The following is an 18,530-nucleotide window of genomic DNA, read 5'->3' on the forward strand; positions in this document are numbered from 1 at the left end:
GCTTTTAATATAATTTTGAAAAAGATTATTTTTTCTTTCCAGCTGTTTTTTCTGCTTTTGCAGCTTCTTGAGCAGCTTTCATAGCAGCACGAGAAATTCTTACTTGACAAACAACAGTATTGTCTGGGTGCATGAATTTAAAATCAGCAGTAGGTAATTTTGTAATATATAGTTTGTTACCCATTTCTAATGGAGTAATATCTGCTTCAACAAAATCAGGTAAATTTTTTGGTAAAGCTTTTACTTTCAGTCTTCTTTGAGCTAAACGTAAAACACCACCGGCCATAACACCTGGAGATTTTCCTGTAACTTTAACTGGTACTTCCATGATAACTTCTCTATCATCTTGTAATTGGAAGAAATCGATGTGTAAAATTTTGTCAGTAACTGGGTGAAATTGGATATCTTGTAAGATAGCATCAATTTTTTTACCACTTTCTAATTCAACAACAACAGTATGTGCATTTGGAGTGTAAACCAATCCTTTGAATGCTCTTTCGTCTGCTGCAAAATGCACTGGTTGGTCTCCACCGTATATAACACACGGAACCATTCCAGCATCACGTACGGCTTTAGTTGCCTTTTTACCTACGTTTTCTCTTTCTTGTCCTTTAATTGTAATTGACTTCATTTTAAATATATATAAATTAATTAATATTTCTACATTAAAAATTTTCCACTGATGGAATTGTTGTTTTGTACCATATGCATTACTTCTGCAAATAAATTAGCACAACTTACAACTTTTATTTTGTTTGATTCTTTCTTTAATGGAATAGAATCTGTAACAATCAATTCTAATAATTTAGAATTTTCTATTTTTTCATAAGCATCACCAGATAAAATAGGATGCGTACAAATTGCTCTAACGCTTAAAGCTCCTTTTTCAATCATAACATCAGCAGCTTTAGCTAGTGTGCCTCCTGTATCAATCATGTCATCAACAAGGACAACATTTCTTCCTTTTACATCACCAATCAACTCCATAGTGTCAATAACATTTGCTTTTTTACGTTGTTTGTAGCAAACTACAACATCTGATTCTAAAAATTTAGAATAAGCATATGCTCTTTTTGAACCACCCATATCAGGAGAAGCAATTGTAAGATTTTCAAGATTCAAACTTTTCAAGTAAGGCAAAAAGATAGTAGAAGCAAATAAATGATCTACTGGCTTTTCAAAGAAACCTTGAATTTGATCAGCATGCAAATCCATTGTCATAATACGAGTTGCTCCTGCAGTTTCTAATAGTTTAGCTACTAATTTTGCTCCAATTGGTACTCTAGGCTTATCTTTTCTGTCTTGTCTTGCCCAACCAAAATAAGGTATTACTGCAGTAATATGACGTGCTGAAGCTCTTTTAGCAGCATCAATCATTAACAATAATTCCATTAAATTGTCTGAACTTGGAAAAGTAGAACAAACAAGAAAAACCCTTAATCCTCTTATTGATTCCTCAAAAGAAGGTTGGAATTCTCCATCACTATATTTAGAGAACGTTATTTTTCCTAGCGTTGTACCATAATTCTCGGCAATTTTTTCCGCTAAGTACACGCTCTGAGAACAGGCAAACACTTTTGCTTCTGGTTCTTGATGTGGCATGTTAATTTGTTGTTTAGTAGTTAGTTAGTTGTGTGTCGCTTTAACGAGGTGCAAATTTAGAAATTAATTTTAACTCTGAAAGGATATTTTGAAGTATTTTTCTTTTTTAATTAAAAAAATTATTACATTTGCAATCCTAATTTACAGCAGCCTTGGTGGCGGAATTGGTAGACGCGCACGACTCAAACTCGTGTTCTTCGGAGTGTGGGTTCGATTCCCACCCAAGGTACAAAAAGCCTCAAGTTAATTCTTGAGGCTTTTTTCTTTATATTTACAATGTTGTTTTATTAAAACTGAATTTTTCTAACTTCGGTAATTCCGTTTGATAATAAAATTTTTACAATCAAAGTTTGTCTAGTTGGAAGGATATTAGAAATTATAAAATCATTATTTTCAATTTTTGAGTTTGAACTTAAATTTCTCCCTAATATGTCAAAAATTGTTATTTCCTGAATCAATTGATTATTTGAACGAACATTAATTTGGTTATTTTCAGTTGAAACTAAAATTTCATTGTTTGGGTTAAAATTTACTGAATCTAAAACAGAATTTTGATAGACTATTTCAAATCTAGAATCAAATTCTCCAATTGCACTTGTAAATGTATAAGGACTATTTTTAATATTATGTGTTACATTCAATAGATTATCTTTTAAGTAAATTTCTTGATTTCCTTCAAACAATCCATCAAAATTATTAATCGAAATAGTAAAATTACCTGCAATCTGTGTTTTGAACTTAAGAGAAACAATATCTTGATTATCAAAAGGTAATGGTCTTCCTTGAATTGTATATTCTTCATTGTTAATCAAAGAGCTTAAAAATGTTGGGCTATCATTTATCGATTTTCCATCAATTAAATTATCAAAACCTAAAGTTGCATTTGAAATATAACCTATCATCATTTGACTGAAAAACCCATTATCATTGGTTAAGTTTAACCAAATTCTATTTTTTTCTAACGTTAATGTTTGAAAAATTGACTTTTCAAAATTCATTCTAAAAAACTGATTGTTATTATTGTCTACTCTCAAATCGTTGCTAAAAGTTACCTTTGGATTTGTAGTGTTTTTTGAAGCAACAACAAAACCTTGTCCAACTTGTATAGTTCCATTTGGAATTGGACTAGTAGCAGTAGTTGTAGTTGCTCCTCCTAATGTGTATGTTGCATATCCACTTCCAGCGGCATTATTTTCTTCTCTAAATAAATAAATTACACCCTCAATATCTGAGGCATTATTTATTAAAAATGTTTCAGCATTAACCGTTGAAGGATAAGGGTTTCCAATTAAATTATAATTAAAACCAGACCCAAAATAGGCTAAATTAACAACAAAATTTCCGTTATTTGGCACACCACTTGTAAAGTGCCCTGTCCATATTGTAGGAGTTGTAGGATGATTATTTGGCATTCTGATTAAATATCCATTAGCTGGTTGAAGTGTTGTTGAAACCGGATTAGCAATTACATTGTAAGCATTTGCTTGTGTGTTATAATAGTAAAACCTGTTGTTTAATGTTTCAGGTGAGAAGTTTTTTAAAGTCTGTGAACTTGCTAAAGGATTTGACCATAATACATAATCTAATCGTTTTAAAGGGTTTGTTTCTCTAAAAACAGTTGCATTTCCACTGTTTGAAGCATCTTCAATTTGAATTAGATTTGAATTATTTTGAAGTGTTAAACTTGCAGTATTTTCTATATTAACTTCATTTTCAATAATAAAATTATCACCGGATGAAAGAATTACATTTGAGTTTCCAATAATATTTAACGAACAAGCTTCTAAATCTCGATTAGTAGTTAAATTACCATTAATCACTGCAGCTACATTACTAACTGGATAACCATTTGACCAAGTACTTCCATTCCAAGTTGTTGTAATTGCTCCACATGGTAATGCAGTATTTGGAATTGAACAAATATTTAAACTCCAACTATTTATAGTTCCTCCATCTTGATTAAAAGCATCATATACTCTCAATGTCCAAGTTCCTTGAGAATTTGTATTAATAAGTGGACTAAAAGAACCTGATGGAGCTAATGTTCCTGATATTGCTGGATTTGTTCCACAACTTAAGATTGTGCCATTTGTGGTAAATGTTGCTATAGCATTATTATTATCGGCACATTGACCTGAAAATAATTGTACTTCAGTTCCTGATGGACTAATTAAAGTAACAGTTAAATCACTAATCCAAGAATGTGTAATATTTAATGTTACACTTATATCAGAAATGGTAACATTATTTAAGGTAGGAATTGTTAAAGTTGAATTTACTGTTGGTGTTCCACTTGCTGAAATGGTTAATGGAACATTTGTAGAGCTTACATTAGAACAAGAATTTTGCCCAGTTGTAAATCTATATATTGGGCTAATTACTCCTTGACAGCCTTCATTTTTAGGAAGCACTCTCCAAAAATAATTTGTATTTTCAGACAAACTAGTTAATTGGTAACTTGTAGAAGCAGTATTTGCAGTTAAGAAAATAGAATTAAAATCAACATCAGTAGCTACTTCAAGATCATAGTTCGTTGCTGCTGAATCAGCATTCCATTGTAAATCAAAAGTTGTTGGTTGTGCAAATGACCCATCAGCTGGACTAGTTAAAGTCATTGGAGAAAAAGCAGAATTTCTAATTTGTAAATAAAGGTTCACAGTTTTTATTGTACTTCCAGATGTTCCAGTAATAGTCATTGTATACAAGCCAGGGCTGACTGAATCTGTATTTGATAAAGTCATTGTAACTGTTCCATTTGAATTCACTGTAGATGGAGAAAATGTGGCTATTGTTCCAACGGGGTTTCCTGAAACGCTAAAAGTTGTATTAGCAGAAAAACCACCTATTGTTTCATATTTAATATCATAAGAAACATCATCACCTTGACAAACAGCTTTGTTTTGACCATCTATTGTTCCGTCATAAGAAAGTGCATAAGTTGCTGCCGATGCGTTTATTGTAAAGTTAGTATTTGATATGTCATAAAAAATATGATTATTACCTCTTACCATTATTCTTCTGTTTGTGCCAGTTGAGTTTGGCATAGTAACTAATTCTGAACCATCATTTGGAACTTTACTAGCTAATAATATTGGATACGTAAAACCTCCATCTGTAGAAAGTAAAATATCAACAAAAGTAGCATTAATACCATTTGCGTCAGTTCCAGCAACATCCCAAGTAATATTTTGATTTGAACCAACTGGCCAAGACACATTTGTATTTGGTGAATTAACTAAAAAGGGACCAACAGTTGATGTTGTAATCACTGTGTCATCTCTGCCTGTTTGTCCTCCATTTGGAACTCTATTGTCTCTAACAGTTAATGCAAAATTCATCGTTCTAGCTACATTTGGAACAACTTCCCATGTTGGAGCTAAATTATTATTGATTACATCTTCTATTCTTGGCATGTATCTATCAGAAGAGGCAGAAGGTAATCTAGATCTAAAATTTGGGCCATTAGTTGATGTTTGTAATGGTGGTTGAGTAGAAATTTCATTATTTGTTTGTTCCCAACAGTAGGTTAGGGCATCACCATTATTATCAGTAGCAGAACCTTTCAAAATAAAAGCAGTTCCTTTAGGAATTGTGTAATCTGGGCCTGCATCTACAAGTGGAGCAAAATTTCCATTTGAAATAACTGTAGCACAAGAAGTACCAAACAATGTTGACGAATTAGCTTCTTGAATACTTATAAAACTGAAATGAGCATCAGAATTTGATTGAACATTTTGTGGAGAGCATATACCAGCATAAGCCATAATGGTAGTTCCGCTTCCAGGTTCTACTGCTGTTGAATTATTTCTATTTCCACCACTACAAGAACCTTCATCTCCATTAAAAGTATGATTACAACCAAATTGATGTCCTATTTCGTGAGCGACATAATCTATATCAAATGGATCACCTACAGGAGAATTTGTTCCTGTTACACCTCTTGCTTTTTGACTGTTGTTGCAAAATACTCCTAAACCAGCAATTCCACCTCCGTTTGTGCTTACAACATGACCAACGTCATAATTTGCAGAACCAATTACGGCAGTTACATTAGTTTGGTTTTGACCAAGCATCGTAACTCCATTATTGTTAGTATATGGATCAGTAGTAGCATTTGTATAAATCAAGAGATTGTTGTTTGAAACTAAAGTTAATCGAGCTGAAAAATCTCTTTCATAAATTGTGTTAACTCTATTAACTGTTACTACTATTGCAGCTTGGGCAGCAGCAACAGTACCACCATGAAATGCTGCATATTCACCAGTACAAGCCATCGCTAATCTATAAATTCTAAAGTTACCATCACTAGTTTTAGCAGTACTATTTTTATTTTCAGTTAATGGATTAAATGCATCATGATTTAATTCATCAAAATTACATTCAAAGGATTTAGTTTTTGTTAGATTTGACTTTTTATAAACTATATAATTTTTTAAATCTGCGGTATAAGGATCAATGAAAACAGCTCCAGAGTTACCAGACAATGTAATGACATGTAATCCAAATTGCGTAATACTAATTCTCATGATTGCTGTGGAATCATCAATACCTTTACCTAAAAAAGTTTTAATATCTGGGAACTTTTCAGCTAGACCATCTTCCATTATAGGTGAATTATAAATTCTAAAATTCATCATTTCACCATCTGCATTTGGAAAAGCAATTACTACATTAGAAAATTGCCCGCTTAAATCATTTGGAGCACTTAAAAGACGTTGTTTTAAAATGTCTAAGTTTAGGGAAAAAAGTTTAAACTCTGAAGGAATAGAACTTCTCTCTAGTTTTTTTGAACTTACAATCTGTTCTTCTGAAACTTCATTCCAAATCCTATCTTGTGCAAAATTTAAGTTTGAAAATAATATAATTCCCAAAAAAATAAGTAAATCTTTTTTCATAATTTTAAATTTATGTGACTTACAAATATAGAAAAAAGAGAATTTATAACTTGTTTTTCAGTAGATTATATGTTAGTTTAATTTTATTTTGAGAATTTTTCTTATACTTTTTTTATCACATAGGTAACAATTCCCCAAATGATTAGATTGTTTTCTTCTGAAATTTGAATGGGCATGTAGTTTTTATTTTCAGGCATTAAATAAACATCTTCGTTCTCAATCTTGATTCTTTTGACAGTAAATTCTCCATCAATGAAGCAAACGGCTATTTTGTTGCTTTGAGGTTCAATGCTTCTGTCAATTACTAAAATGTCACCATCATCTATTCCTGCTCCAGTCATAGAGTTTCCACTGGCTTTGGCATAAAATGTTGCTTCTTTGTTTTTAACTAAAACATTGTCTAAGCTTATTTTACTTTCATCAAAATCGGCTGCAGGAGATGGGAAGCCAGCTTTTATTCCGCTAGAAATGTAGGGTAGTTCGATTTGATTCTCAAAATCTGGAACAAAAAAATGTATTTTATTGTTTGTGTTCATTTTGAATTAACATTTGACTTTTAAGATTTCCTTGAAATCTGTTGTGTACTTATTTGATAAATGATTTTGCTTCATTTTCCAAGTTCTACGTAGATCTTGATTTCCAAGTTTTATTTTGCGTTCTCCTGTTTTTTTATGAAAATCATCCATCACTTTCATCAAAGCTTGGTGTTTTGGATTTTCTTCTTCAAACAGATGAAATTGCTTTTGATTTTCGGGAATAATTTCTGTTACAATTACACCTGCTTTTTTATAAATTGCTCCTTCTTCAAATATTTCTTTTAACATTTTAATTGCCAAATTACTAATAGTAATGTTTGAATTACTGGCAAAAGAGAGCGTTTCTAATTTGTAAAAACTATAACGCTGTTTTTCTATTTTGAATTTATCTTTCTGTAAATATAAAATAACACCATAGCAACAAGAGTTTTGCTTGCGTAATTTTTCAGCACAAACCGTTGCAAAAGTTGAAACACGTTCTTTCATTTCGTTAAAAGTCGTTATGTTTCCGTCAAAACTTCGGGTGATGGCAATACTTTTTTTTGCAGAAGGAGCTTCTTCAAGTTCTAAAACAGATTTTCCTTCTAATTCATATTTTAAACGTAAACCAACAACTCCCATTTCTTTTTTAATGAAATTTTCGTTGTGAGGTAAGGTAAAATCATAAGCAGTTAAAATGTTTTTGGCTTTCATTTTTTTGGTTAATCTATAGCCAATCCCCCAAACATCTTCAATTTTAGTCCATTTTAGAGCTTTGGTGCGTTTTTCTTCGGAGTCAATTACGTAAATTCCTTGAGTGCGTTCTTGGTATTTTTTGGCAATTTTATTGGCAACTTTAGACAAAGCTTTAGTAGGAGCAAAGCCAATGCAAACCGGAATACTCAACCATTTATTGATTCTTGCTTTTATTTTAACTCCATAATCGTGATAATTTTCAATACTCATTCCATCAAAATTCAAAAAAGATTCATCAATGCTATATACTTCTACATTTGGAGTAAAGCCTTCCAAAATTTTCATTACACGATTGCTCAAATCACCATAGAGAGCATAATTAGAAGAAAATACTTTCACGTTTTTTTCTTTTAACTCATTTCTGATTTTGAATTCAGGAGCACCCATTGGAATGCCTAAATCTTTTGCTTCATAACTTCTAGAAATGATGCATCCATCGTTGTTTGACAAGATAACAATAGGTTTGCCAACGTATTGTGGTTGAAAAACACGTTCGCATGAAGCATAAAAATTATTACAATCGACTAGAGCATACATTTTACAAATTTAAAACATATGGTTGCTAAATTTATAAAACACACGTTAAAATTATGCACAAAAAAAACGCTCTGCAGTTGCAGAGCGTTGTACTTGGGTAATCAAAAAATAATATATATTAGTCTTCGATAACTACAACTTGTGCAGCTACTTTACCTTTTCTTCCTTCTTCTTCTTCGTAACTAACGCTTTCGCCTTCAGTTAATGACTCAACTCTCATTCCACTTGCGTGTACGAAAATGTCTTTTCCAGTTTCGTCATCTGTGATAAAACCGTAACCTTTTGATTCATTGAAGAACTTAACTTTTCCTGTTCTCATTTTGTATTGTAAAAATTATTAATAATGCTCAAAGATAATTTTTTAATTGACATAAAAAAGATTTTTTTGAAATAATTTTATTGATTTTCAGTATCTTCCTCTTCTTTGAGGTTAAAATTCAGCTCAAAATCTTTCAATTTTTTGTTTCTATATCTATGATAAATAAAAACAGGCATCAAGACAAAAGCAAGAATTAAGACACCAATTCCTATCCATTTGTCACCTTCATTATTGCCATTGTTTTTATAGAAGTAACCAAAAGCTACAAAACCGACAACAATTAAAAACAATATTCTAACGAGATATTTCATTTATTTTAAATCTAATTTAATAGATAACTCTTTCAATTGAGTATCATCAATTTTTGCAGGAGCATCAATCATAACATCTCTTCCTGAATTATTTTTTGGGAAAGCAATAAAATCGCGAATCGTTTCTTGTCCTCCTAAAATAGAAACTAATCTATCTAATCCGAAAGCTAAACCTCCATGAGGTGGTGCTCCAAATTCGAAAGCATTCATTAAAAATCCAAATTGAGCTTCGGCTTCTTCTTTGCTAAATCCTAGTAAATCAAACATTCTTGACTGTAATTCTCTGTCGTGAATACGGATAGAACCTCCACCAATTTCGTTTCCATTCAATACCATATCGTAAGCGTTTGCTCTTACTTTTCCTGGTTCAGTTTCAATTAATTTAATATCTTCTGGTTTTGGAGAAGTAAATGGATGATGCATAGCGTGATATCTTCCACTTTCTTCATCCCATTCTAATAGAGGAAAATCTACAACCCAAAGTGGAGCAAATTCATCTGATTTACGTAAACCTAAACGAGTTGCAACTTCCATTCTTAAAGCAGAAAGTTGTGTTCTAGTTTTATCTGCATTTCCAGAAAGAACTAAAATTAAATCTCCAGCTTTTGCATTGGTTGCTTCAGCCCATTTTTTCAAATCATCTTGGGCGTAAAATTTATCTACAGATGATTTGAAAGTTCCGTCTTCTTCACATTTTACATAAACCATTCCTGAGGCACCAACTTGAGGACGTTTTACCCAATCAATCAAAGCATCAATTTCTTTTCTGGTGTAATTGGCACAACCTGGAGCAGCAATTCCCACTACTAATTCAGCTGAATTGAAAACGCCAAATTCTTTATGTTGTGCTACTTCGTTTAACTCACCAAACTTCATTTCAAAACGAATATCTGGTTTGTCATTTCCGTAGGTTTTCATCGCATAATCATACGTCATTCTTGGGAATTTATTTACTTCAATTCCTTTGATTTCTTTTAATAAGTGACGTGTTAAACCTTCAAACATATTCAGAATGTCTTCTTGTTCTACAAAAGCCATTTCACAGTCGATTTGTGTAAATTCAGGTTGTCTGTCTGCACGTAAGTCTTCATCACGGAAACATTTTACAATCTGAAAATACTTATCCATTCCACCAACCATCAACAATTGTTTGAACGTTTGAGGAGATTGTGGTAAGGCATAAAACTGACCTTCGTTCATTCTACTTGGCACCACAAAATCACGTGCTCCTTCTGGTGTTGACTTGATTAAATAAGGTGTTTCTACATCACAAAAACCTTGGTCAGAAAGATATTTTCTAACTTCCATAGATACTTTATGACGGAAAAGTAAATTATTTTTTACAGGATTTCTTCTAATGTCTAAATAACGATATTTCATTCGAATATCTTCACCACCATCGGTTTCATCTTCAATGGTAAAAGGAGGTAATTGTGCTTCATTTAAAATAGTAAGTTCAGTGACTAAAATTTCAACATCACCTGTTGCCATATTAGGATTTTTAGAAACACGTTCAATAACGGTTCCTTTGATTTGAATTACAAATTCTCTACCTAATGATTTTGCTTTTTCAATAACGGATTTGTCTGTTCTTTGTTCATCAAAGATTAATTGAGTAATTCCATAGCGATCTCTTAAATCTACCCATATCATAAACCCTTTATCTCTAGATTTTTGTACCCAACCAGCCAGTGTAACTTCTTTATTGATGTGTGAAATATTTAACTCTCCACAATTGTGACTTCTATACATTTACAACTATTTTTATTTCTTATTGTTTGACCTTTGGTCTTGGGTGCAAAAGTAATATAAAATTCAATTTTTGAAGTATTAAAACATTTTAAAAAGCTGTGTTTTAACTTTTTTTTGATTTTTTTTCGAATAAAAAATATAACTTTACGTAAATTATTAAATCAACATGAGAAAATTAACTTATTTATTGTTGCTTTCGGTTTTTATATCGTTTGCACAAACAGAGAAAAAAAGTGCTGTAAAGTTTTCAGCAAAAATTGAAAATAGAAATAGTGATACGTTAACTATCTATGGTCCAAATAGATTTAAACAGATTATTCCTGTGAATAAAAATGGTGTTTTTGAAGCTACTTTAGAAACAGCTGATGGGATTCATCAATTTTCAGATGGGGTTGAATCATCTTTAATGTATTTAAAAAATGGTGATGATTTAGCCATGACTATGAATACTAAAGAGTTCGACGAATCTATAGTTTATAAAGGAAAAGGAGCTGAAGAAAACAATTTTATGGCTCAAAAAGCATTAAAAGATGAACAATTTGAATTAACGGCTTTTGATAAAGAAAGTGAAGAATTCAATAAAATGTTTGAAGCTAAAAAGACAGCTGATTTTGAATCTTTAGAAAAAGGGAAATTGGATGAGACTTTTAAAGCTACTATTAAAAAAATGATGACGCAACAATTCTCTGGAATGCAAAGGATGTATACTGAGAATTTACAAATTAAAAAACTAAACGGAAATCCTTCTCCATCTTTTGCTTATGAAAATCATAAAGGTGGTGTAACAAAACTTGAGGATTTCAAAGGTAAATATGTTTATATTGATGTTTGGGCAACTTGGTGTGGTCCTTGTAGAGCAGAAATTCCTTTTTTGAAAAAGACTGAAGAAAAATATCATGGAAAAAATATCGAGTTTGTAAGTATTTCAATTGACAAGCTTAAAGACAAAGATAAATGGAGAGCTATGGTTGACGATAAGCAATTAGGAGGAGTACAATTGTTTGCTGATAACGATTGGAATTCTCAATTTGTTAAGGATTATGGCATTAATGGAATTCCAAGATTTATTTTAATAGGACCAGATGGAAATATTGTTAATGCAAATGCAGATAGACCTTCTTCTGAAGATTTAGATAAAGTATTAAGTGAGTTAGTGAATTAATCTCACATAAATTCTATTTTAAGAGCCAGCAAATTTTTGCTGGTTTTTTTATGATTATTTTTCCAATGTTACCAAATTGTTAAGAAAAAGTTTTTTTATTGTAAATTAATTTTGTACATTTGGTTTAATAAAATTAACCTATTAATAAGAAAGAAGATGAAAAAAGTAGTAATTATGGCAGCATTGTTGATTTCAGGTGTTTTTTATGCACAAGAAATTCAGCCAAAATTTGAAGTAGTAGGAAACGAAGTTAAAGCAACATATTTTCACGATAACGGTCAAGTTAAACAAGAAGGAAACTATTTAAACGGTAAGTTGCAGGGAAAATGGGTTTCTTACAATGAAAATGGAAATAAAGAAGCTATTGGAGAATATAATAACGGAGTTAAAGTAGGAAAATGGTTCTTTTGGACTGATGATACTTTAAACGAAGTTGATTATTCAGACAATAGAGTTGCTGATGTTCGTAAATGGTCTAAAGAAGTTTTAGTTAAAAATTAAAACTTAATTGGTTCATTTAAAAAAAGCTCCTTACATTGTAAGGAGCTTTTTGATTTTAGTAAATTCAAAACTTTGGATTGCAAAAAAAACTCCTTAATTTATTTAATAATTAAGGAGTTTTTATATGATTAGAATTTAATCTCCTATTTCAGCAATAGTTTTAGAATGATTTTTTCTATTTTTCATTCTGTTTTTTAATCTATTTACCAAATAGAATAATACAGGCACAACAATTAATGTTAGGAATGTAGCGAAGATTAATCCGAAGATTACAGTCCAAGCTAATGGTCCCCAGAAAATAACGTTATCACCACCCATATAAATATGAGGATTACCAGTTGCAAATAAACTAAAGAAATCAATATTGAAACCAATTGCTAAAGGAATTAAACCTAAGACTGTTGTAATTGCTGTTAGCAATACAGGTCTTAAACGAGCTTTTCCACCTTTTACAATAGCTTCAAAAACATCTTCATTGCTCAAAATTTCATCTTTTGGTAAGCCCAAATCTTTTCTTTTTCTAGCAATAAGTAAATCAGTGTAATCGAGCAATACAACTCCATTGTTTACTACAATTCCTGCGAGAGAGATAATTCCCATCATGGTCATCATAATAACAAACGGCCAACCTGTTGCCATTAATCCTAAGAATACACCAATGAAACTCAAAAATACAGCCACCATAATAATTGCTGGTCTTGAAATTGAATTAAATTGGAAAATTAAGATTAAGAAAATCAAGAATAAACCTGTTACCAAAGCACCCATTAAGAATGTCATTTGTTTTGTTTGTTCTTCAATTTGTCCTGTGAAATCAAATTTCACTGTTTTTGGAGCATCAAACTCTGCCATTTCAGCTTGGATTTGAGCAACAACAGCACCAGCATCAGTAAAACCAGGAGAAAGAGCAGAATATAAAACCACAACTCTATCTAATTGCTTGTGTTTGATAGCACTAAAAGAAGAAGTGTTTTTTTGACTAGCTACCGTAGAAACCGGAATTTCTTTGATTTGTCCAGAAGCTTGGTCTCTAAAAGTGATGTTTTGATTAAAAATCGCACTTTTATTATATCTGTTTTCTTCATTGAAACGAACATAAATATCATAATCTTCACCATCTTTTTTATAGATTCCAGCTTTTTCACCAAATATAGAACGTCTTAATTGATTACCAACTTGACCAGCAGAAACACCCATTTCACCAGCTTTTTCTCTATCAACTACCACTTTCATGGCTGGTTTGTCTTTGTTAACATCCACTTTAAGTTCGTCCACACCAGGAATGTTTTTAGCCGTTAAGAAATCTTTCATTCTTTCCGCGGTTATGATTAATTCTGTGTAATCATCACCTTTAATTTCGATATTGATTGGATAACCAGCTGGAGGACCAACAGCATCTTTTTCAACAGAAATTGTAACTCCAGGATAAATATCTTTTAAAGCTTCTTGAATTTTTTGACGTAATTGTTCAGAATCTCTACCATCACGAAATTTATATTCTTTCATTGAAATGGTAATTTTTCCTTTGTGAGGCATTTCTGCAGTAGAACCACCATCTGTTTGAGGATTTCCTGCACCTTCACCCACTTGAGAAACTCCGTTTTCTACTAAATAATTTCCAGTTTCTCCATTTTCAGTATAGACATATTCTTTACTATCTAGCACAGCATAAACCCTTTTTTCAATGGATTTAGTGATTTCATTTGTTTTTTGGATATCTGTTCCTTGAGGATATTCAATATAAACAATAACTTGATTTGGTTTGTTATCAGGGAAAAACTCAACTTTAGTTCTTCCACTTCCAACGCTCCATCCAAAGTACAACATGATTACTGCAAAAAACATTACAATCATTCCTATTGTAGTGTAAATAGGTTTTCTACCTGTTAGGAAAAAACGCAACCATTTTTCGTAACCATTTTCCCATTTAGTTAAAATTTTGTTTTGAAATGAAAGTGTAAGTCCTTTTATAAAATATTTATACAACCAAAACATTAGCACTGTAAAAATCATTACAGAACCCAAAGCTCTCATTGCTCCTCCAAAAATTAAAATAACTAAACCAAAACTACCTAATATTAAGGTTAAGCGAATTAATTGTTTTTTGGTTAATATTTTTTCATTGATATCCATGAATTGAGAGACCAAAACAGAATTGAAAAATATAGCTACAAATAGGGAAGAACCTAAAACGACAGATAATGTAATTGGGAAATAAATCATAAATTGTCCCATTACACCAGGCCAAAGACCAAGAGGAACAAAGGCTGCAACTGTTGTAGCTGTTGAAATAATAATTGGCAAAGCAATTTCTCCAATTCCTTCTTTAGCTGCTTGAATACGACTCATTCCTTCTTCTTCCATCAAACGATAGACGTTTTCTACAACCACAATTCCGTTATCAACGAGCATTCCTAATCCCATAATTAATCCGAAAAGAATCATGGTATTCATCGTGTATCCTAAAGCATTCAAAATCATGAATGACAAGAACATTGACATTGGAATTGCAAATCCGACAAATAATGCATTTCTAAAACCTAAGAAGAACATTAAGACACCAACTACTAAGATGATACCAAAAATAATGTTATTTACTAAGTCATCTACTTGATTTAAAGTTCTAGAAGATTGATCATTTGTTACCGAAATAGTTAAATCTTTTGGAAAATAGTTCTCTTTGGCATCTTCCAGTTTTTCTTTGATTTTTTCAGTTGCTTCAATCATGTTTTTACCAGCACGTTTTTTAACGTCAAGCATTACAACACTAGTTCCAAATTCTCTTGCATAAGTAGTTTTGTCAACTTCTTTGAAAGTAACTTTTGCAACATCTCTTAAATAAACTGGACCACCTTGTGTTTTAACAACAAAGTTTTCTAAATCTGTAGGTTTGTCAATTTCACCAAGAATTCTGATGGTTCTTCTTTGATCATTTGCAATCAAGTTACCAGCAGACATTGTAACGTTACCATTTCTTATTGCATTGATAACATCATCAAAACTTACTCTTGAAGCCATCATTTTATAAATATCAACAGCAACTTCAACTTCTTTTTCTTGAGCTCCACGAATATCTACTTGTTTGATTTCTTCCAAACCTTCAATTTCGTCTTCTAAATGTTCAGCGAAAACTTTTAATTGTTCAATAGGATAATCACCTTGAATATTGATATTTAGAATTGGAACTTCTTCAGAAATATTTAAATCAAAAACGTTTGGTTCAACCTTAGCACCATTAAAAACTGGCCAATCTTCACCACCCGTTTTTGTATCAATTTTATCTTTAATTTTTTGTTTTGCTGCTTCAACTGAAATTTTTTCATCAAATTCTACAGTGATAATTCCATAATCTTCTTGAGAAGTAGAAAGAATTTTTACCACATTACTAACGTTTTTAATTTCTTCCTCTAAAGGGTCAATAATCAAACGCTCAATGTCTTCAGCCGTATTTCCTGGATAAACTGTACTAATGTAAATTTTAGTTTCTTTAATTTCAGGAAAATCTTCCCTTGGCATATTGTAATAGGCAGATAATCCTAAAAACAGAAACAGTGCCATTGCTACATAAATCGTCATCTTGTTTTCAATAGCCCAAGACGATAATTTAAATTCGTTATTATTGTTAGTACTCATATTTTCTTTTTGATTATTTGATTATAGATACTTTTTGTCCGTCTTTAACGCTACGAGCACCTTCACTGATGATTAAATCACCATCTTTAATTCCATCAACAATTTCTACTAATTCACCTTGAGATAATCCAACTTTTACAATAACTCTTTTTGCAATTGCATTACCATTTTTATCAGGATTTTGTGCAATGTATAAAAATTGTTCTCCATCAGCATTTTCAGAAATAATACTTGTTGGAACTGTAATTGCTTTTGGATTTGAGTAATCTTTAATTTGGATTTTAGAAGAAAGGTTTGGTTTGATTTTTCCGTTTTTATTTGGAACAGCCACCTGAATTGTAAATGAGCGATTTTCTGGATTGATGTAATTACTAGCTTGAGTAACTTTTGTGTTCAAGGTTTCTCCTAAAACTGGAAAATCTACAATTACATCTGACCCTTTTTTAATACTTCCAATATTTTTTTCAGGAACTTCTGCTTCTAAATACATATTTCCTAAACTTACAATTCTCATTACTGGAGTTCCAGGTCCAACAACACTTCCTCTATCTGTTGCAATTTCATCAATAGTTCCTGAGAATGGAGCTCTAATAACTGTTTTTGCAATTTGAGCTTTCATTTGAGCTAAAGATTTTAATTGTGCATTATAATTTGTTTTGGCTTGTAAGAATTGAATTTCTGAACCAATTTTTTGATTCCAAAGATTTTGTTGTCTTTCAAAAGTTGTTTTTGCTAAAGCAGCTTGCGTTTCCATTTGAGCCAATTGCGAGCTTAAACCACCATCATCAATACGAGCTAATGTTTGACCTTTAGAAACTTTTTGTCCTTCAGTAACATATACTTGTTGTAGAATTCCACCATATTCTGCATTCAACATCAAGTTTTCTTTAGTTTGAACAGTAGCTTGTAATTCTACATAGTGATTGAAAATAGTATCTTTTGCCGGGAAAGTTGTGATTAGTGCTAACTTTTCATTAGTATCTTTTTCTCCAATTGCTTTGTCTAATAATTCAAGTTCTTTTCTTAATTCATCAGATTGAGCGACTAATTCAGTTCTTTTTGCTCTCAATTGTTCTAAAGTTCCTTTTTCAATAAGAGAAGCAGTAGAGTTCTTTTTGTCACCACCACATGAAATTAGTATAAGTGATGTTGCTAGGATTAGGTATATTTTTTTCATTTTTATGTTTATTGTATTAGTTATTTGTGATTTTGTCTAAAGCTGTCTTCTTATTGATAACATCAATCATAGATTGAAGGTAGCTTTGTTGTGCAGAATATAATTGTCTTTGCGCTTCAGTAAATTCAAAACTTGTAGACAATCCTTCTATAAATTTAATTTGCTGTTTTTTCTCAATTCTTTCTGCTAAATTTAAATTTGATTTTGAAGTTGCGTATTGTTCAATGCTATATTCATATTCACTTTTTGCAGATTCATATTGAAGTTTAAGCATTTGTTCTGCTTCTGTTAATTGCGTTTCAGCTTGTTCAAAAGCAATTTTTGCTTGTTGGTTTTTTGCTTTTCTTCCAAAACTACTAAAGATAGGAACGTTTAAACTTACTCCTAAATTGGAATAATTATTCCAAGGTTGATCTTGTTTAAGAAAATCAAAACTATTTGCAAATGAATTATATCCAAAATTAAAATTAGCAGACATTGAAGGAAGAGCTGTTGCTTTTTGAGATTTGTATTCTAACCTTCTTTGCTCTTTAAAGTTTTCAGCAATTTTATAATCAATATTATTTGCCACATTAAATGAATTACTTCCAAAAGTTAAATCAACATTTTTTGAAGTTAAATCATCTAACTTTTCAGTTAAGATTAATTCATCATCAATGTCAAGACCCAATGTAATTTTTAACATTTTGTTAGAAACATCAATTAAACGAGTAACATTACTCAAACTACTATTTACAGAAGCTAATGTAATTTGAAGTTGTTCTACACTTTCTTCTTCAATTAATCCGTTTTTATAAGTTTCTTTAGTATCAAATAAGTTCTTTTCAAGAGTTGCTTTATTCTTTTCAAGAATTAAAATATTTTCTTGAGCTAATAAGACATTTCCATAATAATTGGTCACCATTTCGCGAATATCATTATCTGTTTTTTGTTTAGAGTTTTGATAAAATTGCAAATATGTTTTTGATGCTTGAAGTGCTACAATATAAGAGCCATCAAAAATTAATTGGCTCAATGTTGCTCTTGCATTCATACTATGTTTTGTTCCAAAAGCAATTGTTGAAACTGCGTTAGGATCACCACCAGCTGAAGGACCAAATGCATTACCCGTTACACCTTGTTTTTGAAGATTAAAATTGTTGATGTAATCTAAACCAGCATTAAGTTGAGGTAAACCACTTGCTGTTGTTTCCCATTTCTTTTGTTCAGCAGATTCAATATCTCTGGCTGCATTAATGGCTTTATAATTATTTTGAAGTGCATGCTCAATAGCTTGCTCTAACGTAAAAGAGTAAGTTTCTTTTTTGTCTTGTGCATTGATTAAACTTGCAAATAATAAAAGCGTGATTATTATTGTTTGTTTCATTGGT

13 protein-coding genes and 1 tRNA gene are annotated in these 18,530 nt (G+C 31.2%); 3 read left to right on the top strand and 11 right to left on the bottom strand.

Annotated elements, in window-relative coordinates; genetic code table 11:
- Positions 1-25 precede the first annotated feature (25 nt).
- Together ACFO3U_RS01340 and ACFO3U_RS01345 are read right to left on the bottom strand one after the other, a co-directional pair.
- Positions 26-631 carry a 50S ribosomal protein L25/general stress protein Ctc gene (locus ACFO3U_RS01340; protein ID WP_379737683.1) on the bottom strand — a complete coding sequence of 202 codons (606 nt, stop codon included), beginning with the start codon at positions 629-631 and terminating at the stop codon, positions 26-28.
- A gap of 29 nt (positions 632-660) precedes the next feature.
- The gene (locus ACFO3U_RS01345; RefSeq protein ID WP_379737685.1) at positions 661-1,602 is read right to left on the bottom strand and encodes a ribose-phosphate pyrophosphokinase; all 942 of its coding nucleotides are present in this window, start codon (positions 1,600-1,602) and stop codon (positions 661-663) included.
- 149 nt (positions 1,603-1,751) lie between these two features.
- On the opposite strand from ACFO3U_RS01345, the gene ACFO3U_RS01350 reads away from it, so the two are divergent.
- A tRNA-Leu gene (locus ACFO3U_RS01350) sits at positions 1,752-1,831 on the top strand.
- Between the two features lie 58 nt (positions 1,832-1,889).
- Here ACFO3U_RS01350 and ACFO3U_RS01355 read toward each other — a convergent pair.
- The 6 genes from ACFO3U_RS01355 to aspS all read right to left on the bottom strand — a co-directional run bounded on the left by ACFO3U_RS01355 (position 1,890) and on the right by aspS (position 10,687).
- Complete coding sequence (locus tag ACFO3U_RS01355; protein WP_379737687.1) at positions 1,890-6,497, bottom strand: reprolysin-like metallopeptidase; 4,608 nt, start codon at positions 6,495-6,497, stop codon at positions 1,890-1,892.
- Between the two features lie 101 nt (positions 6,498-6,598).
- The gene (locus ACFO3U_RS01360; RefSeq protein ID WP_379737689.1) at positions 6,599-7,033 is read right to left on the bottom strand and encodes a LexA family protein; all 435 of its coding nucleotides are present in this window, start codon (positions 7,031-7,033) and stop codon (positions 6,599-6,601) included.
- A gap of 6 nt (positions 7,034-7,039) precedes the next feature.
- Positions 7,040-8,305, bottom strand: coding sequence for a Y-family DNA polymerase (locus tag ACFO3U_RS01365; RefSeq protein ID WP_379737691.1), 1,266 nt, complete (start codon positions 8,303-8,305; stop codon positions 7,040-7,042).
- A 118-nt stretch (positions 8,306-8,423) separates the two neighbouring features.
- Entirely contained in the window at positions 8,424-8,624 is a 201-nt protein-coding gene (locus ACFO3U_RS01370; protein WP_026717616.1) for a cold-shock protein, read from the bottom strand.
- A 77-nt stretch (positions 8,625-8,701) separates the two neighbouring features.
- On the bottom strand, positions 8,702-8,935 hold the full coding sequence (locus tag ACFO3U_RS01375; protein WP_379737693.1) for a hypothetical protein: 234 nt from the start codon (positions 8,933-8,935) through the stop codon (positions 8,702-8,704).
- On the bottom strand, positions 8,936-10,687 hold the full coding sequence (aspS, locus tag ACFO3U_RS01380) for an aspartate--tRNA ligase (protein ID WP_379737695.1): 1,752 nt from the start codon (positions 10,685-10,687) through the stop codon (positions 8,936-8,938).
- A gap of 166 nt (positions 10,688-10,853) precedes the next feature.
- Between aspS and ACFO3U_RS01385 the strand changes: the two genes are divergently transcribed.
- Both ACFO3U_RS01385 and ACFO3U_RS01390 read left to right on the top strand, forming a co-directional pair.
- The gene (locus ACFO3U_RS01385) at positions 10,854-11,849 is read left to right on the top strand and encodes a TlpA family protein disulfide reductase (protein WP_379737697.1); all 996 of its coding nucleotides are present in this window, start codon (positions 10,854-10,856) and stop codon (positions 11,847-11,849) included.
- Between the two features lie 156 nt (positions 11,850-12,005).
- Positions 12,006-12,350 carry a toxin-antitoxin system YwqK family antitoxin gene (locus tag ACFO3U_RS01390; protein WP_379737699.1) on the top strand — a complete coding sequence of 115 codons (345 nt, stop codon included), beginning with the start codon at positions 12,006-12,008 and terminating at the stop codon, positions 12,348-12,350.
- A 135-nt stretch (positions 12,351-12,485) separates the two neighbouring features.
- On the opposite strand, the gene ACFO3U_RS01395 is transcribed toward ACFO3U_RS01390, so the two are convergent.
- From ACFO3U_RS01395 to ACFO3U_RS01405, 3 genes are read right to left on the bottom strand one after another with little or no spacing between them, the layout of a single operon-like run.
- The gene (locus ACFO3U_RS01395; RefSeq protein WP_379737701.1) at positions 12,486-15,983 is read right to left on the bottom strand and encodes an efflux RND transporter permease subunit; all 3,498 of its coding nucleotides are present in this window, start codon (positions 15,981-15,983) and stop codon (positions 12,486-12,488) included.
- A gap of 13 nt (positions 15,984-15,996) precedes the next feature.
- Positions 15,997-17,160 carry an efflux RND transporter periplasmic adaptor subunit gene (locus ACFO3U_RS01400; protein ID WP_379737703.1) on the bottom strand — a complete coding sequence of 388 codons (1,164 nt, stop codon included), beginning with the start codon at positions 17,158-17,160 and terminating at the stop codon, positions 15,997-15,999.
- A 16-nt stretch (positions 17,161-17,176) separates the two neighbouring features.
- The gene (locus ACFO3U_RS01405; protein ID WP_379737705.1) at positions 17,177-18,526 is read right to left on the bottom strand and encodes a TolC family protein; all 1,350 of its coding nucleotides are present in this window, start codon (positions 18,524-18,526) and stop codon (positions 17,177-17,179) included.
- Positions 18,527-18,530 lie beyond the last annotated feature (4 nt).

It is taken from the genome of Flavobacterium ponti (assembly GCF_042652765.1).
GTDB classification, from domain to species: Bacteria; Bacteroidota; Bacteroidia; order Flavobacteriales; family Flavobacteriaceae; genus Flavobacterium; species Flavobacterium ponti.